This window comes from Streptomyces sp. NRRL F-6492, from assembly GCF_001280125.1.
Taxonomy (GTDB): Bacteria; Actinomycetota; Actinomycetes; order Streptomycetales; family Streptomycetaceae; genus Streptomyces.
This window is the reverse complement of sequence record NZ_LGEG01000024.1, coordinates 67,345-91,938: the sequence shown is the minus strand read 5'-3', so window position 1 is coordinate 91,938 and position 24,594 is coordinate 67,345. Positions and strand designations below refer to the sequence as shown.

Below are 24,594 nucleotides of genomic sequence, written 5' to 3'. Positions count from 1 at the left end.
GTTATGTGTTCCGACGCCCTCGGGGCCGGTTTTGACCACAGTCCGACGGTGGTGTTCTCACTCCGCCGGGAGCACCGGGAGGAGTTCCGGCAGGTGCCCGTCGGAGGCCTCCGCCGTGCGCCGCCGCTCCTCCGGGACCTCCCCGTAGAGGGTCGTGCGGGGCTTCGCCGGGCGGCCCGCCGCCTCCGCGATGGCCTCCAGGTCCTTGATCGAGCGGTACGAGCCGTAACTCGACCCGGCCATCCGGGAGATGGTCTCCTCCATCAGGGTGCCGCCCAGGTCGTTGGCGCCCGAGCGGAGCATCTCGGCGGCGCCCTCCGTGCCCAGCTTCACCCAGCTGGTCTGGATGTTCGGGATGTGCGGGTGGAGGAGGAGCCGGGCCATCGCGATGACCGCCCGGTTCTCGCGGGCCGTCGGGCCGGGGCGGGCGATGCCGGCCAGGTAGACGGGCGCGTTGGTGTGGATGAAGGGCAGCGTCACGAACTCGGTGAAACCACCGGTCTCCTGCTGGATGCGGGCCAGGGTGCGGAAGTGGCCGAGCCAGTGCCGGGGCTGGTCCACGTGTCCGTACATCATCGTGGAGGAGGAGCGCAGGCCCAGTTCGTGGGCGGTGGTGATCACCTCGATCCAGGTGGCGGTGGGCAGCTTGCCCTTGGTGAGGACCCAGCGGACCTCGTCGTCGAGGATCTCGGCGGCCGTGCCGGGGATCGAGTCGAGCCCGGCCTCCTTCGCGGCCGTCAGCCACTCGCGGATCGACAGGCCGGTGCGGGAGGCGCCGTTGACGACCTCCATCGGGGAGAAGGCGTGCACGTGCATGCCGGGGACGCGCTCCTTCACCGCGCGCGCGATGTCGAAGTAGGCGGTGCCGGGCAGGTCGGGGTGGATGCCGCCCTGCATGCAGACCTCCACCGCGCCGACGTTCCAGGCCTGTTCGGCGCGGTCGGCGACCTGGTCGAGGGAGAGGGTGTACGCGTCGGCGTCGGTGCGGCGCTGGGCGAAGGCGCAGAAGCGGCAGCCGGTGTAGCAGACGTTGGTGAAGTTGATGTTCCGCGTGACGACGTACGTGACGTCGTCGCCGGCCACGTCGCGGCGCAGGTCGTCGGCGATCCGGGTCAGGGCGTCCAGGGCCGGGCCGTCCGCGTGGAGGAGGGCCAGGGCCTGCGGGTCGGTGAGGCGCGTCGGGTCGTCGGCGGCGACGGCGAGCGCCTCGCGGACGTCGGTGTCGATGCGCTGCGGCACCATCCCGGGGGCGGCGGCCTCGCGCAGCGCCTCCCAGTCCCCGTACACCTCGTCGAAGTCGTCGCGCCGGTCGCCCGTGCGGCCCTCGGTGTCGATGGTGCGGTGCAGGTCGGTGCGGCCGGTGGCGGCGAAGGCCTCGTCGGGCTCCTGCCAGGGCAGGCCGCGCACGGGCGCGTCGGGGTTCGCCAGGCCCGTCCCGGGGTCGGCGAGGGCGCGGACGTGCGGGAGGAGCCGGGGGTCGAGCCAGGGTTCTCCCCGGGTGACGAACTCGGGGTAGACGCAGAGGCGTTCGCGCAGCTCGAACCCGGCGGCGGCGGACCGGGCGGCCAGCTCCTCGATCTGCGGCCAGGGCCGCTCGGGGTTGACGTGGTCGATGGTCAGCGGCGAGACCCCGCCCCAGTCGTCGACGCCGGCCGCGAGCAGCCGCCCGTACTCCGAGTCGACGAGGTTCGGCGGGGCCTGGAGGCAGGCGGAGGGGCCCATGATCAGGCGGGCGACGGCGACGGTGGCGACCAGGTCGTCGAGCTCGGCGTCCGGCATCCCGCGCATCGCCGTGTCCGGCTTGGCACGGAAGTTCTGGATGATCAGCTCCTGGATCGAGTGGTACGCGCGGGCGACGCGGCGCAGCGCGAACAGCGACTCGGCCCGCTCCTCCAGGGTCTCCCCGATGCCGAGGAGCAGCCCCGAGGTGAAGGGGACGGAGGAGCGGCCGGCGTCCTCCAGGACCCTGAGCCGCACGGCCGGTTCCTTGTCGGGGGACCCGTAGTGGGGGCCGCCGGGCTCGGACCACAGCCGGGTCGCGGTCGTCTCCAGCATCATCCCCATGGAGGGCGCGACGGGCTTGAGGCGCTGGAAGTCGGTCCAGGACAGCACCCCGGGGTTGAGGTGCGGGAGGAGGCCGGTCTCCTCCAGGATCCGGATCGCCATGGCCCGCACGTACGCGATCGTGTCGTCGTAGCCGTGCGCGTCGAGCCACTCGCGCGCCTCCGGCCAGCGGTCCTCGGGCTTGTCCCCGAGCGTGATCAGGGCTTCCTTGCAGCCGAGTTCGGCGCCGCGCCGGGCGATGTCGAGGACCTCGTCGGGCGACATGAACATCCCGTGCCCGGCCCGGCGCAGCTTGCCGGGGACGGTGACGAAGGTGCAGTAGTGGCACTTGTCGCGGCAGAGCCGGGTGAGCGGGACGAACACGCTCTTGGAGTACGTGACGACGCCCGGCCGCCCGGCCGCCTCCAGACCGGCGTCCCGCACGCGCCCGGCGGACGCCACCAGGTCCGCCAGGTCGTCCCCGCGCGCCCGCAGCAGCACGGCGGCCTCGGCGACGTCGAGCGCGACCCCGTCCCTGGCCCGCCTGAGGGCCCGTCGCATGGCGTTCTCGGTGGGGCGTGCTGCCTGGTGATCGGTCATGGACCGAGCATACGAGCGGGTACGGGGAGGGGGGTTCGGGTCCCCGTACCCGACTTCCCGCACCCGGCCCCGTACCCGTGCTCCCCGCTCACAGGTACCGCGCGTACCCGTCGAGCACCCCCAGCACCTCCCCCTCCTCCCCCGGCGGCAGCTGGAGGACCACCTCCTCGCAGCCGAGGTCCGCGTAGTACGCCAACTTGTCCGGGTTCGGCAGGACCGCGTACGGGACGACCCGGAGCGCCTTCGGGTCGCGGCCGGCCTCCTCCCACGCCGTCCGCAGGACCGGGAGGGCGTCCGCGAGGCCCCGGCCGCCGATCGGCAGCCAGCCGTCCGCCTGCGCGGCGATCCGCGCGAAGAGCTGCGGGCCCGCCGCCCCGCCGAGGAGGATCCGGGGCGCGCCGCCGGCCGGCTTGGGCCAGGCCTCGGAGGCGCGCACGGACTCCCCCGACTCCCCGGCGTACGCGGTGGGTTCGGGGGCCCACAGGGCCTTCATCAGGTCGATCCGGTCGCGGCCGAGCCGCCGGCGGGACGCCCAGTCGACGCCGTGGTCGGCGGCCTCCTCCCGGTTCCAGCCGAAGCCGACGCCGAGGGTGAGGCGGCCGCCGGAGAGGTGGTCGAGGGTGGCGATCCGCTTGGCGAGCGAGATCGGGTCGTGCTGGGCGATCAGGGTGACGCCGGTGCCGAGCCCGAGGCGTTCGGTGACGGCGGCGGCCTGCCCGAGGGCGACGAAGGGGTCCAGGGTCCTGCCGTACTCCCGGGGCAGCTCGCCGCCCGCCGGGTAGGGCGTGGTCCGTTCGACGGGGATGTGGGTGTGCTCGGGCAGGTAGAGCCCGGCGAACCCGCGCTCCTCCAGCTCGCGCGCGAGCCGCACCGGGGTGATGGTCTCGTCGGTCAGGAAGATCGTGGTCGAGATCCGCATACCGGCACGGTAGGGGGTGGGGCGGGGTTTTCCGAGGGGTACGCCGGGAGCGGCGGGCCGGGGGCGCCCGGGCGGCCGAGCCCGTGGGCCGGCGCCGGGGGCACGGGCGCCAGGGCGTCGGAGAGCCCGGTGGTCACCGTCCGCGTCACGGTCCGCACGTCGCCGTCCCGGTCCCGCTCGCGGCCGGTCGCCGCGTCCCGGCCCGCGAGGTACACGGCGGGCACCGCCCGCACCCGGTCGTCCTTCCCGCACCCGGGCAGTCGTGCGTCCCGCTCACGCGCCTTCCCCCTCCGTCCCCCGGCAGGTCCGCCCCCGATGACGGGCACGTGCCACCCCCGGTTCCCCTTCGGCCCGGAAATCCGCCTGCGCCCCTCGCGCCCCACCCCCTACCGTGGCCCGGTGCTGAAGCGAATCGAGGCGTACTACGACGCCGTGCCCCGGTCCTCCGCCCGCGCCGAGGAGTTCGGGCCGCTGACCCTGTTCGTACGGGAGGGGGAGGGCTGGCCCTTCTACGCGCGGCCCGCGCTCGGGCACGAGGGGGAGGTCCCGGTCGCGGCCGTGGAGCGGGTGCGGGCCCGGCAGCGGGAGCTGGGGGTGCCCGAGGCCTTCGAGTGGGTCGCGCAGACGGCGCCGGGGCTGCGGGCGGCCGTGGAGGCGAGCGGGCTCACCGTGCACGAGCACCCGCTGATGGTCCTGGCGGGCGAGGGGCTCGCCGTGCCGGAGCCCGGGGGCGTCACCGTGCGGATGCTGGACGCGGACGACCCGGGCCTCCCCAGCGCCGTCGCCGCCCCGTACGCCGCCTTCGGCTTCCCGCCCGAGCCCGGGACGGCCGAGCGGACCGCCGAGCGGATCACGGCCGGGCTGACCCGGCTCGCGGCGGCCTTCGCCGTCGGCGCGGAGGGGTCCGCCGCCCTCGCGGCCGGGCAGCACCAGCCGGTGGGGGACGTCTCCGAGGTCGTCGGCGTCGGCACCGTCCCGGCGGCCCGGCGCCGGGGGCTCGGCCTCGCGGTCACGGCGGCCCTGGTCGCGGACGCCCGGGCCCGGGGCGCGGAGCTGGTGTTCCTGTCGGCCTCGGACGCGGACGTGGCCCGGCTCTACGGCCGGCTCGGCTTCCGCACGGTGGCGACCGCGCTCATCGCGGAGGCGTAGGGAGGCGAGGGGCGAAGGCCGGAGGCCGTACGCGGTCCGGGATCCGGGGTCCGGGGTCCGGGAGGACTTTCGGGAAAAGTTTCCCGGCCGTGTCACATCCCCGGTGCCCGCCCCGTCATTGCGGTGAAGGCACCCGCCGAACGAGACGCCGAGGAGCGATCACCATGGCGCACACCCCCGAGGCCCGCATGACCAACCCCGCCTACGTCCTGCCCGACGCCGGCCCCGCGATCCAGGGCCTCGTGAAGGCCACCCGCCAGGGCGGGGTCTCCGAGGAGATCCTGGAGCTCGTGCACCTGCGGGCCAGCCAGATCAACGGCTGCGGCTTCTGCGTCGACTACGGCGTGAAGAACGCCCGGAAGTCGGGCGTGAGCGACGAGAAGCTGTTCGCGGTCTCCGCGTGGCGCGAGGCGCCGTACTTCTCCGACGAGGAGCGGGCGGCCCTCGCGCTCGCCGAGCACGCGACCCGCATCGCCGACAGCACGGACGCCGTGCCGGACCCGGTGTGGGACGCGGCCGCCGACCACTTCGACGAGAAGCAGCTCGCCTCGCTCGTGCTGATGATCGGCCTGACGAACTTCTTCAACCGGCTCAACGTCACCGTCCGGCAGCCGGCCGGCGTGGCGGTCTGACGGTACGGGCCCCGCGCACCATCAGGACGTCGACCGGGTCCTCGGACTCGGTCGTGAAGCCCTCCCGCTCGTAGAGGCGGCGGGCCGCGCTCCCCCGGAGGACCACGAGGCGGACGGGCACCCCGTCCGCGTCGGCCCGGTCGAGCAGCTCGCGCAGCACCGCCGTCCCGAGCCCCCGCCCCTGCACTCCGGGGGCCAGGTAGAAGTGCTCCAGGCAGAGCCCTTCGCCGCTCTCGTGCGGGCGCAGGGTGACGCTTCCCGCGAAGGCGCCGTCCACCTCGACGACGGAGGTGTGCGCGGGCGAGAAGCCGTCGCGCAGCCGTTGCCGCACCCGGTGCTCGTCGTAGCGGCCGAGCCGGACCAGGTCGTCCCGCAGCACCTCGGCCCGCAGCTCGGCGACGGACTCGACGTCCGCCGCCCGGCCCGGGCGCAGCGCCCAGTTCACCGTCGTCTCTTCCACGGATCTCATGGACGGCATCCTAGGAAGGTCGTGACCGGATCCGTCCCCTCCGCGCTGGAGCGGACATGAAGAGGATCCTCACCGCGGTGGCCCTGACCGCTTTCGCCGCCGCCGGCGCCGCGGGGGCCGCCGGCGCGCCCGCCCCGCCGCTCGCGAACGCGGCGGTGGAGCGCCTGCTGCCGGGCCGCCGCTGAGCGGTACGGGCGGGCGGGCGGTACGGGCGTACGGAACGGACGAAGGCGGCGGGACCCCCCACGGGCCCGCCGCCTTCGCGTCCGCGCGACTCAGGAGTCTCCGGTCAGTCCGCCACCACCAGGGACGGGGTCTCCTTGGTCAGGACCTCGCCGCGGAAGAAGGCGGGGCTGCGGCGCTGCATGACCAGCATGATCACCACGCCGAGGAGCAGCAGGCCGACGCCGATCACGAAGACCGAGCCCATGCCGAGGACGGCGGAGCCGGAGCCGTACGCCGGGTCCCACATGTCGTACAGGGTCTTGCCGAAGACGGCGGTGAGCATGAGGCCGCCGAGCAGCGGCATCAGGCCCTTGAAGGCGAAGTCGCGGAAGGAGCGGAACAGCTCCTTGCGGAAGTACCGGACGCAGGCGAAGGCCGTGAGCGCGTAGTAGAAGCAGATCATCAGGCCGAGGGCGTAGATGGTGTCGACCAGGACGTGCTCGCTGACCAGGGTCATCACCGTGTAGAAGACGCCGGTGGCGACACCCGCGACGACCGTGGCCCGGCCGGGGGTCTTGAAGACCGGGTGGACCTCGGTGAAGGACTTCGGCAGCGCCTCGTACGTGGCCATCGCGAGGACCGTGCGGGCGACCGGGATGAAGGTGGTCTGGAGGCTCGCGGCGGCGGAGGCCAGGACCGCGACGAAGAGCAGGACGCCGAGGGTGGGGCCCATGACGGGGCCGGCGAGGGCGGCGAAGACGTTGTCGGAGGTCTCCGGGTTGGCGAGGCCGAGGCCCTGCTCGCCGGAGCCGACGGTCATCTGGGCGGCGATGCCGGTGGCCAGGTAGGAGCCGACCAGGACGACCATCGCGATGAGGGCGGCGCGGCCGGGGGTCTTGGCGCTGCCGGTGGTCTCCTCGTTGGTCGCCATGCAGGCGTCCCAGCCCCAGTACATGAAGATCGAGAGCGAGAGTCCGGCCGTGAAGGCGGCGAAGGACTGCACCGCGAAGGGGTTCATCCAGGACCAGGAGAAGTCGACCGAGGTCTCGAAGGAGCCGGCCTTCGTCAGGGCCATGCCGACGAAGACGGCGAGGACGACGAGCTGGAGGCCGACGAGGGTGTACTGCACGCCCTTGGTGGCGGTCATGCCGCGGTAGCTGATCGCGGTGGCGGCGGCGATGAGCGCGAGGCAGGTGACGATGTGGACGGCCTTGTTGCCGTCGAGCGCGGCGACCGAGTCACTACCGGTGATCTCGCCCGCGAGGAGCCAGAAGTAGGAGGTCGCGACGCCCGCCAGGTTGGAGAGCACGATGATCGTCGCGATGACGAGGCCCCAGCCGCACATCCAGCCGATCTTGGGCCCGAAGGCCTTCACGGTCCAGGTGAAGGAGGTGCCGCAGTCCGGCATGGCCTTGTTGAGCTCCCGGTACGCGAAGGCGACGAGGAGCATCGGGAGGAAGCCCGCGAGGAAGACGGCGGGCATCTGGAGCCCGACCTCGCCGGCCGTGGAGCCGAGCGTCGAGGTCAGACAGTAGACCGGGGCGACGGTGGAGACGCCGATGACGGCGCTGCCGAGGAGGCCGACGGAGTTCCCGCCGAGTCCTTTGGTGCGCACGCCGTGGGCGTCGCCCGGGGCGTCGGCGCCCCTTACCGTGTCTCCGGCCCGCGGCCGCGCTTCCACCTGAGTCATGAACAGGACGTTAAATGCTGCGGTTTCCACATCCGGAAGTGTGAAATCCGCTTGGGTGATCGATCACCGCCTTGCATTGCGGGGGTCGAAGCGGACGCTCACCAATGATTGAAAGATCGACCAACCGAACCACCCGACCAACCGGTAGGTCCGTCGATCGATGTCCGATATGCGGGAACCGCAGCGCAGTCCCAAATGTCCGTTTCGAAATTTTCCCGAGGAATTTTTCGCGCGGCCACCGGGGGCGCCGACGGACCCGGCCGGCCCCCTCCGGCCCCCTCCGGCTCCCGTCGGACCCCACCGGACTCCGTCGCGCCCCGCCACGCCCTCCGTCGCGCCCCCGCCGGACTCCGCTCCCGCGCTCCTGACGGGACATCAGTTGACGCTCCGTACAACGGTCCGGCAACGGCTCCGCTCCGGTCGGCCCGATGCTGACGGACTCCCTCCGGACAAGGCAGACTGTCATGGGCGGAACCGGCGGTACGGCAGGGGGAGCTATGGACCGTGAGGACGGGCCGCGAGTCCCGGCGCAGCGGGCTGCGGAAACGGGCGGGAACGCCCCGGTGGACCCGGCGGGCCGAGGTGTTCCGGAGGCCCCGGAGGTTCCGGTGGCCCCGGAGGCCCCGGTGATTCCGGCGGGGACGGCGGCCCCGGTGGCCCCGGTGGCCCCGGTGACCGGGGCCGACGAGGGCGCGGGCGTGCGCCGCGGCGCGGGTGCCGCCGGCGGCGGGACGCTGCGTTTCGGAGTGCTCGGGCCCGTGCGGGCCTGGCGGGGCGACGAGGCCGTGCCCACCGGATCGCCGCAGCAGCGCGCCCTGCTCGCCGCCCTCCTCCTGCGCGGCGGACGCACCGCCACCGCCGCCGAGCTGATCGACGCCCTCTGGGGCGAGGAACCGCCCTCCCAGGCCCTCGCGGCCGTCCGCACCTACGCCTCCCGGCTCCGCAAGGCCCTCGGCCCCGAGGTCCTGGTCAGCGAGTCCGGCGGCTACGCCCTGCGCGCCTCCGCCACCGCGCTCGACCTCACCACGGCCCAGGAGCTGGCCGCCGAGGCCGAGAAGCTGCGGTCCTGCGGGGACCGCGCGGCCGCCCGGGCACGGCTCGCCGGGGCCCTCGACCTGTGGGACGGCGAGGTCCTGGCCTCCGTGCCCGGCCCGTACGCCGAGACCCAGCGGACCCGCCTGGAGGAGTGGCGGCTCACCCTCCTGGAGACCCGGCTCGACATCGACCTGGAGGTCGGCGCGCACGCCGAGGCCGTCTCCGAGCTGACCGCGCTCACCGCCGCGCACCCGCTGCGCGAGCGCCTGCGCGAACTGCTCATGCTGGCGCTCTACCGCGGCGGACGGCAGGCCGAGGCGCTCGCCGTGTACGCCGACACCCGCCGGCTCCTCGCCGACGAGCTGGGCGTCGACCCGAACCCCGAGCTCTCCCGGCTCCAGCAGCGCATCCTCCGGGCCGACGCCGAGCTCGCCCGGCCCGTCGAGGAGCCCGCCCCGGCCGCCGCGCCCGTCGCGCGCCCGGCGCAGCTCCCGGCGACCGTGCCGGACTTCACGGGCCGCGCCTCCTTCGTACGGGAGCTGGGCGCCCGGCTCGCCACCGCCGAGGGCCACGTCATGGCGGTCTCGGCGCTCGCGGGCATCGGCGGCGTCGGCAAGACGACCCTCGCCGTGCACGTGGCCCACGAGGCCCGGCCGCACTTCCCGGACGGGCAGCTGTACGTCGACCTCCAGGGCGCGGGGTCCCGCGCCGCCGCGCCCGAGACCGTCCTCGGCTCCTTCCTGCGCGCGCTCGGCACCCCGGACTCGGCCGTCCCCGACTCCCTGGACGACCGGGCGGCGCTCTACCGCTCCACGCTCGACGGGCGCCGGGTCCTGGTCCTCCTGGACAACGCCCGCGACGCCGCCCAGATCCGCCCGCTGCTGCCCGGCACGGCGGGCTGCGCGGCCCTGGTCACCAGCCGGATCCGGATGGTCGACCTGGCGGGGGCGCACCTGGTCGACCTGGACGTGATGTCCCCGGAGGAGGCGCTCCAGCTCTTCCTGAGGATCGTCGGCGAGGAGCGGGTCCGGGCCGAGCGGGAGGCCGCCCTCGACGTGGTCGCCGCCTGCGGCTTCCTGCCCCTGGCGATCCGCATCGCCGCGTCCCGGCTCGCGGCCCGCCGCACGTGGACGGTGTCGGTCCTGGCGGCCAAGCTGGCGGACGAGCGGCGGCGGCTCGACGAGCTCCAGGCGGGCGACCTGGCGGTCAAGGCGACCTTCGAGCTGGGCTACGGCCAGCTGGAGCCGGCCCAGGCCCGCGCCTTCCGCCTCCTCGGGCTGGCCGACGGCCCGGACATCTCGCTCGCGGCGGCGGCCGCCGTCCTCGACCTGCCCCTCCGGGACACCGAGGACCTCCTGGAGGCCCTGGTCGACACGTCCCTGCTCGAATCGGCGGCCCCGGGCCGCTACCGGTACCACGACCTGGTCCGGCTCTACGCGCGCGCGTGCGCGGAGAGGGACGAGCAGCCCCCGTCGGAGCGGGAGGCGGCGCTCTCCCGCCTCCTCGACTTCTACCTGTCGACCGCCGCCCGCGTGTACGCCATCGAACGCCCCGGCGACCGGCTGGTCGACCACCTGGAGCCCACCGCGTACGACGGCCTGGCCTTCACCGACCGCCACGAGGCCCAGGACTGGCTCTACGCGGAGGCCGACTGCCTCCTGGCCACGGTCCGCCGGTCCGCCGCCTCGCCGGGGACGCTGCGGCGGGGCGTCGACCTGCTGTGGGCCTCCCTCGACCTCGCGGAATCGGGCGCGAACTCCCGGGAGTACGAGGCGGTGGCGACGGTGCTGCGGGAGGCGGCGGGACGGGCGGGCGACGTCCGGGCGAAGGGCCGTGCGGCGCTCACCCTGGCGTACGTCCAGCACGTGACGGGCCGGTTCGACGAGGCGGACGGCGAGGCTCACGAGGCGATGGACCTGGCGTCCTCGACCGGGGACGCCCTCCCGCTGTGCTGGGCCGCCAACGCCCTCGGGATCATGGCGCTCTACCAGGGGCGCACCGAGGACGGGGAACGCTTCCTGACCCAGGCCACCACGGCGTTCCGCGCCTGCGACGACGAAGCCGGTGAGGCCAGCGCCCTGTGCAACCTCTCCCGCATTCACCTGGCCATGGGCCAGACGGACGTCGCGGTCGAACTCGCCCAGCGCGGAACCGAGATGTACGCCTCGATGGGGCACGCGCTCAAGGGCGCCAACGGCCGCTACGCGCTGGGACTCGCGCTGACCGCGAGCGGGCGGCTCGACGAGGCCTCGTCCCGGCTCGCCGAGGCCCTCGAAGTCTTCCGGGACAGTCGGCAACGCCTCTGGGAGGGCATGTCGCTCTTCCGGATCGCCGAGGTGGACATCGCCGCCCGCCGGTACGCCCAGGCCGCCTCGAACTCCGAACTGGCGCTGGTCGTCCTCCGCGGGGTCGGCGGCGAGTGGCGTCGCGGACAGGTCCTCGTCGTCCTCGGCCGCGCCCTGTCCGGGATAGGGCAGCACGGCCGGGCACGGGTCTGCTGGCAGGAGGCGCTGGACATCTTCGTCGAACTCGGCTCGCCGGAGGAATCGGACGTGCGGGCCCTGTTGCTGGAGACCGCCGCCGCGTAGCCGCTGAACTGCCCGTTCATCGTTCGTTTATGGGCCTGGGGCAGTCTTCTCCCCACGATCCGTCGCGTCGGGGGGCAGACGGGTCGCCGGTAAGGCCGTCACACCGTCGCACTAGGGTGAACGGCTCCGGGTGGGACCGCCCAGCAGTCCACGGGGGAACGGCCGGACGGTCCCACCCGCCCCATCCGAAGTAACAACGGGAGATGATCAGCATGGCCGACCTGGACCCCACCGAGCCGAGCGCCGCCGGCGAAGAGATCGTCAGCAAGAACATGCACGCGACCGGCGCTCCGCTCGCCGACTCCGTGGCCGCGAAGATCGGCGTCAACGGCAACATGCACGCCACCACGGAGCCGATCGACGGCAACGCCGGCACGGCCACGACCGACAACATGCACGCCACGTCGGAACCGGCCAAGTAGTCCATCCCGACGGGGAAGGGCCGCGGCGGCGACTTCGGGGGAGCCGCCGGGGCCCGAGGGGTCCGGTCGACGGGGGAGCACACGGGCTCGGGGGACGTCCGGCGGAACCAGGGGGGATCCGCCGGACAGGGCCCGTGCGCGACGCGATCGGACCACCGCACGAGGAGGGGTCGGGCACCTGCCCGGCCCCTTCGGCGCGTCCGGCCGCCGGCGCGCGTCGAGGCGGTGCCGGAGCGGGCCGTCCGCGCCGCATGGCGGGCCCCTCCGAGCGGGCGTAGCGTCGGGAGCGAGAGCCGGACCACTCAGGAGGCCGCTTCGATGATCCGCAATGTCGTCGGCGCCGTCCTGGCTCTCGCCGGAGCGACGGCCGCCGTTCTGAGCCCCTTCCGTGCCTGGTACGACGGCCGTCACGGACGCGACTACGCCCTCGGCGAGCTGTTCACCGGCATCACCGGGGCGAAGGCCGACCTCTGGTGGTCGCTCCTGCTGCCCTTCGCCCTCGCCGCCCTCCTCGCCCTCGTCGGCGTGGTGCTCCGCTCCCGCCCCCTAGTCGCCCTCGCCGGGTTCGTCGTCCTCGGCTTCACCGTCTTCTGGATGGTGCGGGTCGGACAGTACGAGGGCAGCCTCACGGTCGGCGGCGGCGGTGCGGGCCTCGGCGACGGGGTCGCGAACGCCCTCGGCGGCGGGATCCTGCTGCTGCTCGGCGCGCTCGTCATGTCGGGGCGGAGACGGGAGGCCCGGAAGGATCCGGAGGAGCGGACGGGGCGGACGTGGCCGGAGGAGCCGCGGGCGTACGCGCCCCCGGCCGACGGCCCCGACCCCCGCGAAGCGCGCGGTCCCGACCCCCGGGAGGCCCCCGTCGCCGACCCCTACGGGGCGCCCGCGGGCGATCCCCGGGAGTCCGCCGCCCCCGGCTCGTACGACCCCTACGGGTCCGAGCCGACCCGGACCTTCGAGATGCCCGACCGGGATCAGGGCCGGGATCAGGGCCGGGACCCCGACCAGGACGGTCCCGGGCCCCGCTGAGGCGCCGGGCCCGTCAGCGCGCCGCCGCCGGCCCCCGGCCCGTCGCCGTGCCCTTCACCGCGTCGAGCGCGTACACGCAGCGGTCCTTGCTGCACGCGTACACGACCCCGCCCTTCACCACCGGCGAGCCGGTGATCTCGCCGCCGGTCGCGAGCTTCCAGCGGAGCTGGCCGCCGGTCGCGTCCAGGGTGTAGAGGACGTGGTCGGCCGAGCCGAAGTGGATCCGGCCGTCCGCGACCACCGGGGAGCCGACCAGCTCGCCGCCCGCGGCGAACCGCCACCGGGGCGTGCCGGTGACCGCGTCGAGCGTGTAGAGCGCGCTGCCGCTGCCGACGTGCACGTTGCCGTCCGCGACGAGCACCGGCTCGGTGGACTGGCGCTGCTCGGTCGCGATCCGCCAGCGGTCCTGGCCGGTGGTGGCGTCGAGCGCGTACACCGTGCCGAGGTGGTCGGCGAGGTACACCCCGCCGCCGGTGACGGCCGGGCCCGGCGCGAAGGCGGGCGGGGAGAGGAAGACGGCCGGGGCCTCGAAGTGCCAGCGGACGTGCCCGCCCGCGATGTCGATGGACAGGACCCGGGTCCCGGCCGACACGTACACGTGGCCGTCCTCGGCCGGGGCCACCCGTACGGGTACTCCCCCGCAGGAGGCGGCGTCCCCGATCGGGTACGACCAGCGCTCCGTCCCGGTCCGGGCGTCGAGGGCCTGGAGCCGGGCGTCCCGCCACACGTACACGGTGTCGCCGTGCACGGCGGGCCCCGCCTCCGGGGTCTCGAAGTCGGTCTGCGCGCCGGTGACCTCCCACAGCTTGGCGCCGTTGGAGGCCTCCCGGCCCTGGACCCCGCCGCCGCGCGTACCGGTGACGACCGTGCCCCGGTCGACCTTCAGCGCGTACACCCAGGCGTCGGTGTGCAGCCGCCAGCGCTCGCCGCCGTCGCCGGCGTCGAGGGCGTACAGGGTGGGCCCGTCGGAGGCGTGGATGCGGCCCCCGGCGACGGCCATGGACCAGGCCACGTCCCGGGTCTTGAACTGGCGCCGGCCGCTGCCCGTGTCCAGGGCGTGCACCTCGAAGGAGGTGACGTACAGCAGGTCGCCGTCGACGACCGGGGTGCCCCAGACGTCGTTGGACATGCGGAAGCGCCAGGGCCTCCAGTGGCCGGGCTCCGGCGGGGGCGGGTTCGGTCCCGTGCCGCCCTGCGCGGGCACGTTCAGCGGGCGGGAGCCCGGCGGCGGGCCGGGCTCGGCGCCGTGCGGGCCGCCGCCGGGCGGCCGGATCCAGCCGGTCGCGGGGCCCGCGTCGGCGCCCCGGCCGACGGCGAGCGCCGCCCGGGTGTCGGCGACCCGGGGGCCGGGGCCGATGGGCACGGCCCCGCCGCCGAGGCGCACGGGGCCGCCCGCGCTCTCGGCGGGACCCGCGTGCCGGCCGCCGACGGGGGCGGGCTCGGGCCTGCCGCCGCCCCCGGGCCCGCGCTCCGGGCCGTACGGGTCGGGGAACGGGCCCGGCGGGTCCGCCGGCGGCGGGGGGACCGGCGGGGCGGGCGGCGCGGCGGGGGTCCGGCCGCCGCCGCGGCGCCGCTCGATCATGGCGGTGGCGCTCAGCGGCAGCCAGGCCGAGGCCGTGCCGCTGTCGTCGCTGCCGGGACCGAAGAGGTGCGGGGCGAGCTGGGCCTGGAGGTCGGCCGGGCTGGGCCGCCGGGTGACGTCCGTCTGCATGCAGGAGTCGATGAGGGGCCGCAGCTCGTCGGGCAGTCCCTCCAGGTCGGGGCCCTCCCGGAGCAGCATGAAGACGGTCTCGACCGGGTTGGCGCCGTGGTAGGGCGCGTGGCCGGTGGCGGCGAAGACCAGCATCGAGCCGAGCGAGAAGACGTCGCTGGCGCCGGTGACGCTGCGCGAGTCGCGGGCCTGCTCGGGCGACATGTAGGCGGGGGTGCCGACGGCGACGTTGGTCATGGTCAGGCGCGTGTTGGAGACGCCGGACGCGATGCCGAAGTCGATCACCCGGGGGCCGTCCTCGACGACGAGGACGTTGGAGGGCTTGAGGTCGCGGTGGACCAGGCCCGCCCCGTGGATGGACTGGAGGGCCTCGGCGACGCCGGCCGCCAGCCAGCGCACGGCCTGGGCCGGGAGCGGCCCGCACTCGTTCACTATCTCTTCGAGGGAGGGCGCCGGCACGTAGGCGGTGGCCAGCCAGGGCACGGCGGCGCGCGGGTCGGCGTCGACGACGGCGGCCGTGTAGAAGCCCGAGACGGCCCGTGCGGCCTCCACCTCCCGGGTGAAGCGGACCCGGAACAGCTGGTCCTCGGCGAGCTCCGTGCGCACGGTCTTGATCGCCACGCGCCGGCCCGAGGCCGAGCGCGCGAGATAGACCAGGCCCATTCCGCCCGCGCCGAGCCGGCCCAGCACCTCGAAGGGCCCGATGCGTCTCGGGTCGTGCTGCGTCAGCTGCTCCACTTGCCTGCCACCTCCCCGTACGGGCCATGAGGGTACGGCCCCGTGGCCCTGATTCTTCCTGTCCGGGGGCCCGGTGGCGAACCCGGGGGCGGATCGGGGTGTCGCCCGGCGCGGGGGGCGGTCCGGTGCGGGGCGCGCCGGGCCGGACGGTTGCGGACCTATCCGCCCGTACGGTCGGTTTTCGGCTCGGCGAGCACCGCGAAGAGGGCGCCCTGGTTGTCCCGGAGGACGGCGACGCGGCCGTGCGGGGTGTCCCGGGCGGGGGTGACGACCCGGCCGCCGAGCCGGACGGTGGTGTCGCGGGCCTCGTCGCAGTCGTCCACGGCGAAGTAGGCGAGGACGTGGCCGGGCATCTCGGCGGGGAAGTCGTCGGTGATCACGGCCCGGCCTCCGAAGGCGCTGTCGTCGCCGGGCCGGGAGCCGGGGGGCGACCAGACGCGGTAGTCGAGGTCGGGGCCCGCGCCCTCCTCCTCGGGGTCGGCCTGGCGGCCGAGGTAGCCGAAGACGGTGGCGTAGAAGGTGTCGACGGCGTCCGGCCGCCGCGTGTACACCTCCATCCAGCAGAAGGCGCCCGGCTCGTTCACCGCCGCGAAGCCGTCGTCCTCGCCCGCCTGGCGGAGGCCGAAGACGGTGCCGCCGGGGTCGGCGGCGAGCGCCAGGACGCCGAAGGGGCCGACGGGGTACGGATCCATGACCATCCGGCCGCCGGCGGCCCTGATCCGGGCGGCGAGGGTGCCGGCGTTCTCGGTGGCGAGGTAGACGGTCCAGGTGGTGGGCATGCGGCCGTCCCGCTTGGGGAGGAGCCCGGCGACGCGCCGCCCGCGCAGCAGGGCCTCGTCGCGGTCGGGGTCGAAGGTCCAGCCGAAGAGCTCGCCGTAGAAGCGCTTGCCCGCCTCCAGGTCGGGGAGCTGCGCGTCCACCCAGCACGGGGTGCCCTCAGTACGTACGGCCATGGCTCCACGCTAGGGCGGCGGCGCCGGCCGCGCATGCCCCGACATGCGAACAAAGAGACGGTTCGACGGGGTGGGACCCTTGCGGCGCCCGGGTTGTCCACCGAAGTTGTCCACAGACTGTTCATAACTCTATTCGGGTACGGGGTCCCCCGATCGGCCCTCGCTCCCCCGGCGCCGCCGCCCCCTCTCCACCGCCGGCCGGCACCGGCCCGACACCGCCACGGCCTCGCCCCCGTCATGAACATTGGCTCAATACCGACCGTCCCCTCTCCCTCACTCTCCGCCCCGCACTCACTCCCACCTCGCAGAACGCGTTCGCACCGGGGTGCACCCCATTTGCAGTCGGCCGAATCGCGCCCCGAGGCCCCGTCGGTAAGCTGACGGCATGACAGGACAAGTACGCACCGTCGACGGCCGCGTGGCCGGTCGACGCGGTCAGGCGACGCGGCAGAAGCTGCTCGACTGCCTCGGTGAGATGCTCAGCTCCTCGCCCTACCGGGACGTCAAGGTCATCGACGTGGCCCGGAAGGCGGGTACTTCACCCGCGACGTTCTATCAGTACTTCCCGGACGTCGAGGGAGCGGTTCTGGAGATCGCGGAGGAAATGGCGAAGGAGGGCGCCGGGTTGGCCGGCCTGGCCTCCGGCCGCTCCTGGGTCGGCAAGGCCGGCTGGCAGTCCTCCGAGGAACTGGTCGAGGGCTTCCTGGACTTCTGGCGGAAGCACGACGCGATCCTCCGGGTCGTGGACCTCGGCGCCGCCGAGGGCGACAAGCGATTCTACAAGATCCGCATGAAGATCCTGAACTCGGTCACCAACTCCCTGACGGACGCGGTGAAGGAGCTCCAGGCCAAGGGCAAGGTCGACAAGGAGGTCGGCCCCGCCGCCATGGCCGGCTCCCTGGTGACGATGCTGGCCGCGGTCGCGGGACACCAGAAGGGCTTCCAGACCTGGGGCGTGAAGCAGGCCGAACTGAAGCCGAACCTGGCCCTGTTGGTGCACCTGGGCATCACCGGCAAGAAGCCGGTGAGATAGCCCCCCTCCCCTCCATCCGTCCTGTCGCCGACGCCGGCGGCGGCCCGCCCCCACGGACCGCCGCCGGCGTCGCCGTCTCCGCGGCGGAAACCCTCCGCCCCCGTGACTACCGTGACCCCATGACGACCGACTTCGACCGCGCCCTGCGCTCCCTGCGGGTCTGGGACACCGCGCTGCCCGCCTTCGACCCGGCGGGCGCCCCGCCCGACCCGCTCGCCCTCTTCCACGACTGGTTCACGGCGGCCGTCGCGGCCGGCCAGACCGAGCCGCACACCCCGTCCCTGGCCACCGTGGACGAGGAGGGCCGCCCCGACGTGCGGGTGGTGATGCTGCACGGCGCCGACGCGCGCGGCTGGCACTTCGCCTCGCACTCCACCAGCGCCAAGGGCCGCCAGCTCGCCGCCCGCCCGGAGGCCGCGCTCGGCTTCTACTGGCCGGTCCAGGGCCGCCAGGTCCGGGTCAGGGGCCCCGTCGCCACCGGCACCCCCGAGGAGGCGTACGCGGACCTCCACGCCCGCACCACCGGGGCCCTCGCGGCGGCCCTGGTCGGCCGGCAGAGCGAGGTGCTGGACTCCCCGGAGACCCTCGCCGCGGCGAGCACGGCGGCCTGGCACCGGGCGGAGGCGGAGCCGGACGCCCCGGCCCCCACCTGGACCCCGTACACGGTCGAACCGGCCGAGGTCGAGTTCTTCCAGGGCGACGAACGCCGCCGCCACGTACGGCTCCGCTACCGCCGCGACCCGTCGACGCCCGACGGCTGGATCCGCGAACTCCTCTGGCCGTAGCGGTCGTCGGGGCCGTGGCGCCCGTTCGGCGAGGCCTACTCGCTCCCCGCCGGGTACATCTCCTCGACCTCCCGCGCGAAGTCCCGCAGCACCGCGCCCCGCCGGAGCTTCAGGGACGGGGTCAGGTGGCCCGAGGTCTCGGAGAAGTCGGTGGTCAGGACGCGGAAGGCGCGGATGGACTCGGCGCGGGAGACGAGGCGGTTGGCGTCGTCCACGCCCCGCTGGAGGGCGGCGAGGAGTTCCTCGTCGCGGGTGAGTTCCCAGAGCGCCAGGTGTTCCTTGCCCCGCATCCGCCGCCAGTGCGACAGGCCCTCGTGGTCCAGGGTGATCAGGGCCGTGACGTACGGGCGGTCGTCGCCGAGCACGACGCACTGGGCGACCAGGGGGTGGGCCCGCAGCCAGTCCTCCAGCGGGGCGGGGGCCACGTTCTTGCCGGCCGAGGTGACGATGAGGTCCTTCTTGCGGCCGGTGATCCGCAGATAGCCGTCGGCGTCGAGCGAGCCGAGGTCGCCGGTGGGGAACCAGCCGTCGTCGGTGTACGGCACGGCCGCCCCGCGCTGCGCGTCCCAGTACCCGGCGAAGACGTGGCCGCCCTTGAGCCAGACCTCGCCGTCGTCGGCGATCCGGACGGCGGTGCCCGGCAGCGGCCAGCCGACGGTCCCGGTGCGCGGCCGGCGCGGCGGGGTGACCGTGGAGGCCGCCGTGGTCTCCGTCAGGCCGTACCCCTCGAAGACCTCGACGCCCGCGCCCGCGAAGAACTCCGCGAGCCGGGCGCCGAGCGGGGAGCCGCCGCAGATCACGTACTTCACGCGTCCGCCGAGCGCGTTCCGCATCCGCCGGTAGACCAGCGGGTCGTACAGCGCGCGGGCGGCGCGCAGCGGCAGCGAGGGCGAGGCCTCCCGGCCGTAGCGGCGGGCGATCCGGGCGGCCCGGTCGAAGGAGGCGGCCCTCCCGCCGCGTTCGGCGGTGGCGCGGGCGGTGTTGAAGACCTTCTCCAGGACGTACGGGACGGCGAGGAGGAAGGTGGGCCGGAAGGCGGCCAGGTCGGTGAGGAGCTCCTCGCCCTCGACGGAGGGCGCGTGCCCGACCCGCACCCGGGCGCGCACGCAGCCGACGGAGACCATCCGTCCGAAGACGTGGGAGAGCGGCAGGAAGAGCAGGGTGGCGGCGGGCTCCCTGCTCTCCGAGACGAAGACGGGGTGGAGGAGCCGGACGGCGTTGTCGACCTCGGCGAAGAAGTTGGCGTGGGTGAGGGCGCAGCCCTTGGGGCGGCCGGTGGTGCCGGAGGTGTAGACGAGGGTGGCGAGGGTCTCCGGGGTGAGCAGTCCCCGGCGGGCGGTGACGGCCTCGTCGGAGATCCGCTCCCCCGCCCGGCGGAGCAGGTCGACGGCGCCGGCGTCGATCGTCCAGAGGTGGGCGAGGCCGGGCAGTCGGGGTCGTTCGGCGGCGACGAGTCGGGCCTGGGCGGGGTCCTCGACGACGCAGGCGGCGGCGCCGGAGTCCTGGAGGATCCAGCGGGTCTGGAAGGCGGAGGAGGTGGGGTAGACGGGGACGGTGACGAGTCCGGCGGCCCAGGCGGCGAAGTCGAGCAGGGTCCACTCGTAGGTGGTGCGGGCCATCAGGGCGAGCCGGTCGCCCGGCTGGAGGCCGTGGGCGACGAGGCCCTTGGCGACGGCGTGCACCTCGGCGGCGAAGACGGCGGCCGGGACGTCGTACCACTCGCCCCCGGGGCCCCTGCGGGAGAAGAGCGGGGCCTCGGGGTCCTGGCGGGCGTTGTCGTACGGCAGGTCGGCCAGGGAGCCCCGGGCGATCCGGGGGACGAGGGCGGGGACGGAGGCCTCCCGCACCTTCCCGTCGACCAGGAACTTGTGCGGTTCGACCGGCTCGGTCCCGGCTGCGGCGGTGGCGACGGACACGTGCGGCTCCTCGGTCTTCGCGACGGACTGAGACGTGCTGAGGACGTGCTGAGGACGTGCTGAGGACGTGCTGAGGTCGATCGGCGGGCGACCTGCGGGCGATCCGCGGGCGGGACGAGAGCGGGACGAGAGCGGGTCGAGGACGTACCGAGAGGGACGAGTGGGGTCGAACTGGGCTGACACGCGGGCGCGTTGAGGCCCGCAACGACTTAACCAGTCGGTAACCTTACTGTGCGGTAAGGGTCAACGGGGAGACCAGCGCTCGCTTTTCATGAGGTTTCCGAGCCCGGCCCAGGCGAAGTTCATCAGCGTCGCGGCCGCCTCCTTCGCCGTCACCCCCGGCGTCTCGTTCGCCCAGGTCGCGAGGGACTCGGCCGAGCCGACCAGGGCCTGCGCGAGCGCGGTCACGTCCCGCTCCGTGATGGTCCCGGCCCCGTGCGCCCCGCGCGCCGCCTCGCCGATGAGCCCCGCCACGTAGACCGCGATCTCCTCCCGCATCCGGGACGCCTCGGTCGCGAACGGCTCCCCCTGCGTCCGGGCCTGCCGGCTCAGCACCACCCAGGAGTCGGGGTGGTCGGCGGCGTACGTGAAGAAGGCGAGCAGTCCCGCCCACAGCCGCTCGTCGGGCGGCAGCTCCCCGTCCCCGACCCCGGCGGCCACGGCGGCGAGCAGCGCCCCGGCCTCCCGCCGGATGCAGGCGGTGAAGAGCTCCTCCTTGGAGTTCAGGTACAGGTACACCAGCGGCTTGGAGACCCCGGCGAGTTCGGCGATCTCGTCCATGGAGGCCGTCTGGTACCCGTGCCGCGCGAAGCTCCGCACGGCCGCGTCGAGCATCTGCCGCTCCCGCACGGCACGCGGCAGCCGCCGCGCCTTCGCACCGCCGGCCATGGCACCCACCCCCGCTTCCCACCGTCCACAAGATCGTCCGACCGCCCCCGAGCAGCCTAGTGCCCCCGCCCGGCAGGGGCGGGGGCACGAGGAACAGCGGGGACTTCTCCGTACGGGTCGACCGGTCAGGCCGCGACCAGGACCTTCTCGTCCTCCGTACGCGCCTCGGTCGGGTCGTCGACCGGGGACGACGAGGCGTTCTCGTACGCGGTGTGGTCGAGGATCTTCTCGCGGGCGGCGACGATCACCGGGACAAGCGCCTGGCCCGCGACGTTCGTGGCGGTGCGCATCATGTCGATGATCGGGTCGATCGCCATGAGCAGGCCGACGCCCTCCAGGGGGAGGCCCAGGGTGGAGAGGGTCAGGGTCAGCATGACGGTCGCGCCGGTCAGGCCGGCCGTGGCCGCCGAGCCGACCACCGAGACGAAGGCGATCAGGAGGTAGTCCTGGATGCCGAGCTGCACGTCGAAGATCTGCGCGATGAAGATCGCGGCGAGCGCCGGGTAGATCGCGGCGCAGCCGTCCATCTTGGTGGTGGCGCCGAACGGGACGGCGAAGGAGGCGTACTCCTTCGGGACGCCGAGGCGCTCGGTGACCTTCTGGGTGAGCGGCATGGTGCCGACCGAGGAGCGGGAGACGAAGGCCAGCTGGATGGCGGGCCAGGCGCCCTTGAAGAAGTGGAGCGGGCTGACCTTGGCGACCGTGGCGAGCAGCAGCGGGTAGACGCCGAAGAGGACGATCGCGCAGCCGACGTAGACGTCGGCGGTGAAGGTGGCGTACTTGCCGATCAGGTCCCAGCCGTAGTCCGCGATGGCGAAGCCGATGAGGCCGACGGTGCCGATCGGGGCGAGGCGGATGACCCACCACAGGGCCTTCTGGAGCAGTTCGAGGACCGACTCGGAGAGGGCGAGGATCGGCTTGGCGCGGTCGCCGAGCTTCAGGGCGGCGATGCCGGCGACGGCGGCCATGAAGACGATCTGGAGGACGTTCAGCTCGGTGAAGGGCGTGATGACGTCCGTCGGGACGATGCCGGTGAGGAAGTCGATCCAGGAGCCCTCGCGCTTCGGCAGCTTGCCGTCCTGCGGGGTGAGGCCGGTGCCGGAGCCCGGGTTGGTGATCAGGCCGATCGCGAGGCCGATGGCGACCGCGATCAGGGAGGTGATCATGAACCAGAGCAGGGTGCGGCCGGCCAGCCGGGCGGCGTTGTTCACCTTCCGCAGGTTGGTGATCGACACCAGGATCGCGAAGAAGACGAGCGGGGCGACGGCCAGCTTGAGCAGCTGGACGAAGATGTCGCCGACCTGGCCGAGGGTCTCCTTCAGCCAGGAGACGTCCTGGCTGCGGGCGATCCAGCCGAGCAGGGCGCCGAGGACCAGACCGACGATGATCTGGGCCCAGAAGGGGACCTTGGGTATCCGGGACGAGGGCTTGGCCTCGGGGGTCTCAACGGACGCGGACACAGAGACACACTCCACAGGTGCGTATCGGGGGAATACGGGACGGGGGTGCGGCCACGGGAACGCGCTCGGGCGCGGGCCGCCGCATGAATGCCGGGAAGGTCAGAGCTCGCGGCGACAGACCGCGGACATGCAGCGGCACAGGTCGACGTGCAGGCGCGCCACGAGCGGAGGGCTCATGGCGTCGGAGGTGCGCGCTGCGGTCTTCATGTCGAACACGTTAACACTTGAACTTTGAGAACCTCAAAGCTCTTCTTTGGGGTACGGAGGCGCCCTTCCGCCTCCGAAACACAGAAACCCCCAGGCCGGAGCCTTGGAAGCTCCTACCCGGGGGTAGATGTGTGATGAAACTTACGGAATCCTTACGCGGTCTCCACGGCGGGAGGGCGGCGCCCTCCTACACGTCCTCGCGGGACCGGTTCTCGGCGAGGCGGTCCTTCGCGCGGTCGACCTTCCCCACGATCTCGGCGCTCATCTCGTCACGCTGTCCGCGCAGGAGGACGAAGCTGAGCGGAGCGGAGACGACGATGGAGAGGACGAGGACCCAGAGCAGGTTGGAGTCGCCGAGGCCGCGCGGCAGCGCGCCGACGTAGACGAGGCCCCACAGGGCGAGGAAGCACCCGGCGAAGATCCCGAGCCGCAGCACCGTGTAACGGAGCATGTCAGTCCACTCTTCCGTTCCGAAAAGATCCCCTATGGGACGAGCGTCCTCCCAGTGAAGCACGGGGCCGCGGCTCCTCGGCCATCGGCCCTCTTGAGCACCCCTCGGGTAATGGATAATCTCGCCCCATGACCCTTACGTTCGAGGTGGACCCGGCGGTGGGACCCGCCCTGCGCGACGGCGTCCTCGCCCTCTGGGCCGACGTCTCCAACGCGGGCGGCGCCGTCGGCTTCGTCCCGCCCGTGACCCCCGACGAGATCCGCCCCGCCCTGCTCGGGCACCTCGTCGACATGGCCCGCGGCGACACCCGCCTGCTCGTCGGCCGCGACGGGGACGGCGAGGTCGCCGCCACCGCCTTCTTCACCTTCAACGCCCACCCCCTGATGAGGCACTGGGTGTGGCTCTACACCGTGATGGTCCACCCCCGGCACCAGGGCAGGGGGTACGGCCGCGACCTCATGGCGGCGGTCGAGCGCACCGCCCGCACCGCCGGGGGCTTCGAGGCGGTCGAGGCGATCCGGCTGACCTGCCGGGGCGGCACCGGCGTCGACCGCTTCTACGCCGGGTCCGGCTACAAGGAGGTCGGCCGCGTCCCCGGCGCGATCCGGGTCGCCCCCGGGGACGACCGCGACGACATCGTCATGCTGCTCCCGCTGACCTGACCCGACCCGGCCCGACCCGGCCCGGCGGGCCGCACCCGACCGGCCCGGCGGGCCGCACCCGACCGGACCGGGCACGGAAACGTCGGGTCCGGCACCGGGCCCCCCTCCTACGGTGAGGGCACGGAAAAGGAAGGACGGACCACGTGCTGGAGCGGCTGAACCAGGCACTCGACCACATCGAGGAGCACCTGCGCGACGACCTCGACCCGGCCGTGCTCGCCCGGATCGCGACGACCTCGGAGTACCACTTCCGGCGGCTGTTCTCGGCGCTCGCCGGGATGCCGCTGTCGGAGTACGTCCGGCGCAGGCGGCTCACCGTCGCGGGCGCCGAGGTGCTCGCCGGCGGGCGGACGCTCCTGGAGGTCGCGGTGCGGTACGGCTACGGCTCCGGGGAGGCCTTCGCCCGCGCGTTCCGCGCGGTGCACGGCGTCGGCCCCGGCGAGGCCCGCCGCACCGGGGCCGCGCTGCGCTCCCAGCCGCGCATGTCCTTCCGCCTCGTCGTCGAAGGGAACAGCACCATGCGGTACAGGATCGTGGAGAAGGACGCCTTCCGGATCGTCGGGCGCGGGGCCCGGGTCCCCCTGGTCCACGAGGGCGAGAACCCGGCGATCGCCGCCCACGTCCGGTCCATCGGCCAGGAGGGCCTGGCCCGGCTCGCCCGCCTCTCGGACGGGGAGCCCGGAGGCGTCCTGTCGGCGGTGACCCACCTCTCGGGCAGCCGCGAGGAGGGCGCCGAGCTGGACTACTGGCACGGGGCGGTGAGCGGCGCCGGCGTCCCGGAGGAGTTCGACGCGCTCGACGTGGCCGCCGGGACCTGGGCCGTCTTCGAGAACGAGGGCCCCTACCCGAAGGCCCTCCAGTACCTCTGGCGGGACGTCTTCACCCAGTGGTTCCCGTCCAACCCGTACGCGAGCCGGCCGGGTCCCGAGCTGCTCACCGTCCACCCCTCGGAGGACCGGACGACGGCGCGGGCGGAGCTGTGGATCCCGGTGGAGCGCACGGAGACGTGAGGAAGGGCCGGTGGGGAACCCCTCACCGGCCCTTCCGCGAAC

General features: G+C 74.0%; 20 protein-coding genes. 10 read left to right on the top strand and 10 right to left on the bottom strand.

Annotation, left to right across the window (positions count from 1 at the left end; translation table 11 throughout):
- Window positions 1-57 precede the first annotated feature (57 nt).
- Together ADL08_RS04665 and ADL08_RS04660 are read right to left on the bottom strand one after the other, a co-directional pair.
- Window positions 58-2,643 (bottom strand): bifunctional FO biosynthesis protein CofGH, encoded by a 2,586-nt coding sequence (locus tag ADL08_RS04665; RefSeq protein ID WP_053640746.1) that lies wholly within the window; start codon window positions 2,641-2,643, stop codon window positions 58-60.
- Window positions 2,644-2,731: 88 nt separating this feature from the next.
- Window positions 2,732-3,562 carry an LLM class F420-dependent oxidoreductase gene (locus ADL08_RS04660; protein WP_053640745.1) on the bottom strand — a complete coding sequence of 277 codons (831 nt, stop codon included), beginning with the start codon at window positions 3,560-3,562 and terminating at the stop codon, window positions 2,732-2,734.
- Between the two features lie 399 nt (window positions 3,563-3,961).
- Here ADL08_RS04660 and ADL08_RS04655 point away from each other — a divergent pair, with 399 nt between their 5' ends.
- Window positions 3,962-4,711 carry a GNAT family N-acetyltransferase gene (locus ADL08_RS04655; protein WP_324610421.1) on the top strand — a complete coding sequence of 250 codons (750 nt, stop codon included), beginning with the start codon at window positions 3,962-3,964 and terminating at the stop codon, window positions 4,709-4,711.
- A gap of 164 nt (window positions 4,712-4,875) precedes the next feature.
- Window positions 4,876-5,343: a carboxymuconolactone decarboxylase family protein gene (locus ADL08_RS04650; RefSeq protein ID WP_053640744.1), complete on the top strand. Its 468-nt coding sequence runs from the start codon at window positions 4,876-4,878 to the stop codon at window positions 5,341-5,343.
- Here the strand turns inward: ADL08_RS04650 and ADL08_RS04645 are convergent.
- The gene (locus tag ADL08_RS04645; protein WP_053640763.1) at window positions 5,309-5,812 is read right to left on the bottom strand and encodes a GNAT family N-acetyltransferase; all 504 of its coding nucleotides are present in this window, start codon (window positions 5,810-5,812) and stop codon (window positions 5,309-5,311) included. The genes ADL08_RS04650 and ADL08_RS04645 overlap by 35 nt on opposite strands.
- Before the next feature lie 56 nt (window positions 5,813-5,868).
- Here ADL08_RS04645 and ADL08_RS38665 point away from each other — a divergent pair, with 56 nt between their 5' ends.
- Window positions 5,869-5,997 carry a hypothetical protein gene (locus ADL08_RS38665; protein ID WP_267889546.1) on the top strand — a complete coding sequence of 43 codons (129 nt, stop codon included), beginning with the start codon at window positions 5,869-5,871 and terminating at the stop codon, window positions 5,995-5,997.
- Window positions 5,998-6,101: 104 nt separating this feature from the next.
- Here the strand turns inward: ADL08_RS38665 and ADL08_RS04640 are convergent, their stop codons facing one another.
- A complete protein-coding gene (locus ADL08_RS04640) occupies window positions 6,102-7,667 on the bottom strand; it encodes an APC family permease (protein WP_053640743.1) in 1,566 nt (521 codons plus the stop codon).
- A gap of 497 nt (window positions 7,668-8,164) precedes the next feature.
- On the opposite strand from ADL08_RS04640, the gene ADL08_RS04635 reads away from it, so the two are divergent.
- From ADL08_RS04635 to ADL08_RS04625, 3 genes are all read left to right on the top strand, one after another.
- Window positions 8,165-11,290, top strand: coding sequence for an AfsR/SARP family transcriptional regulator (locus ADL08_RS04635; RefSeq protein ID WP_234351994.1), 3,126 nt, complete (start codon window positions 8,165-8,167; stop codon window positions 11,288-11,290).
- Between the two features lie 203 nt (window positions 11,291-11,493).
- Complete coding sequence (locus ADL08_RS04630; protein WP_234351993.1) at window positions 11,494-11,712, top strand: hypothetical protein; 219 nt, start codon at window positions 11,494-11,496, stop codon at window positions 11,710-11,712.
- A 318-nt stretch (window positions 11,713-12,030) separates the two neighbouring features.
- Window positions 12,031-12,738 carry a hypothetical protein gene (locus ADL08_RS04625; protein ID WP_053640741.1) on the top strand — a complete coding sequence of 236 codons (708 nt, stop codon included), beginning with the start codon at window positions 12,031-12,033 and terminating at the stop codon, window positions 12,736-12,738.
- Between the two features lie 13 nt (window positions 12,739-12,751).
- On the opposite strand, the gene ADL08_RS04620 is transcribed toward ADL08_RS04625, so the two are convergent.
- Both ADL08_RS04620 and ADL08_RS04615 read right to left on the bottom strand, forming a co-directional pair.
- Window positions 12,752-15,187 (bottom strand): PQQ-binding-like beta-propeller repeat protein, encoded by a 2,436-nt coding sequence (locus ADL08_RS04620; protein ID WP_053640740.1) that lies wholly within the window; start codon window positions 15,185-15,187, stop codon window positions 12,752-12,754.
- Window positions 15,188-15,345: 158 nt separating this feature from the next.
- Window positions 15,346-16,140 carry a VOC family protein gene (locus tag ADL08_RS04615; RefSeq protein ID WP_053640739.1) on the bottom strand — a complete coding sequence of 265 codons (795 nt, stop codon included), beginning with the start codon at window positions 16,138-16,140 and terminating at the stop codon, window positions 15,346-15,348.
- Window positions 16,141-16,525: 385 nt separating this feature from the next.
- Here ADL08_RS04615 and ADL08_RS04610 point away from each other — a divergent pair, with 385 nt between their 5' ends.
- Together ADL08_RS04610 and ADL08_RS04605 are read left to right on the top strand one after the other, a co-directional pair.
- Window positions 16,526-17,173 carry a TetR family transcriptional regulator gene (locus tag ADL08_RS04610; protein WP_053640738.1) on the top strand — a complete coding sequence of 216 codons (648 nt, stop codon included), beginning with the start codon at window positions 16,526-16,528 and terminating at the stop codon, window positions 17,171-17,173.
- 119 nt (window positions 17,174-17,292) lie between these two features.
- On the top strand, window positions 17,293-17,958 hold the full coding sequence (locus tag ADL08_RS04605) for a pyridoxine/pyridoxamine 5'-phosphate oxidase (RefSeq protein ID WP_053640737.1): 666 nt from the start codon (window positions 17,293-17,295) through the stop codon (window positions 17,956-17,958).
- 35 nt (window positions 17,959-17,993) lie between these two features.
- Here ADL08_RS04605 and ADL08_RS04600 read toward each other — a convergent pair whose 3' ends face one another.
- The 4 genes from ADL08_RS04600 to ADL08_RS04585 form a co-directional block, all read right to left on the bottom strand.
- Window positions 17,994-19,874, bottom strand: coding sequence for an AMP-dependent synthetase/ligase (locus ADL08_RS04600; protein WP_053640736.1), 1,881 nt, complete (start codon window positions 19,872-19,874; stop codon window positions 17,994-17,996).
- Window positions 19,875-20,117: 243 nt separating this feature from the next.
- Window positions 20,118-20,762 (bottom strand): TetR/AcrR family transcriptional regulator, encoded by a 645-nt coding sequence (locus tag ADL08_RS04595; protein WP_053640735.1) that lies wholly within the window; start codon window positions 20,760-20,762, stop codon window positions 20,118-20,120.
- A gap of 125 nt (window positions 20,763-20,887) precedes the next feature.
- On the bottom strand, window positions 20,888-22,222 hold the full coding sequence (locus tag ADL08_RS04590; RefSeq protein WP_053640734.1) for a dicarboxylate/amino acid:cation symporter: 1,335 nt from the start codon (window positions 22,220-22,222) through the stop codon (window positions 20,888-20,890).
- Between the two features lie 394 nt (window positions 22,223-22,616).
- A complete protein-coding gene (locus tag ADL08_RS04585; RefSeq protein ID WP_053640733.1) occupies window positions 22,617-22,880 on the bottom strand; it encodes a DUF4229 domain-containing protein in 264 nt (87 codons plus the stop codon).
- Window positions 22,881-23,008: 128 nt separating this feature from the next.
- On the opposite strand from ADL08_RS04585, the gene ADL08_RS04580 reads away from it, so the two are divergent.
- Both ADL08_RS04580 and ADL08_RS04575 read left to right on the top strand, forming a co-directional pair.
- Window positions 23,009-23,542 (top strand): GNAT family N-acetyltransferase, encoded by a 534-nt coding sequence (locus ADL08_RS04580; RefSeq protein WP_053640732.1) that lies wholly within the window; start codon window positions 23,009-23,011, stop codon window positions 23,540-23,542.
- 143 nt (window positions 23,543-23,685) lie between these two features.
- Entirely contained in the window at window positions 23,686-24,552 is an 867-nt protein-coding gene (locus tag ADL08_RS04575) for an AraC family transcriptional regulator (protein WP_053640731.1), read from the top strand.
- Window positions 24,553-24,594: the final 42 nt, after the last annotated feature.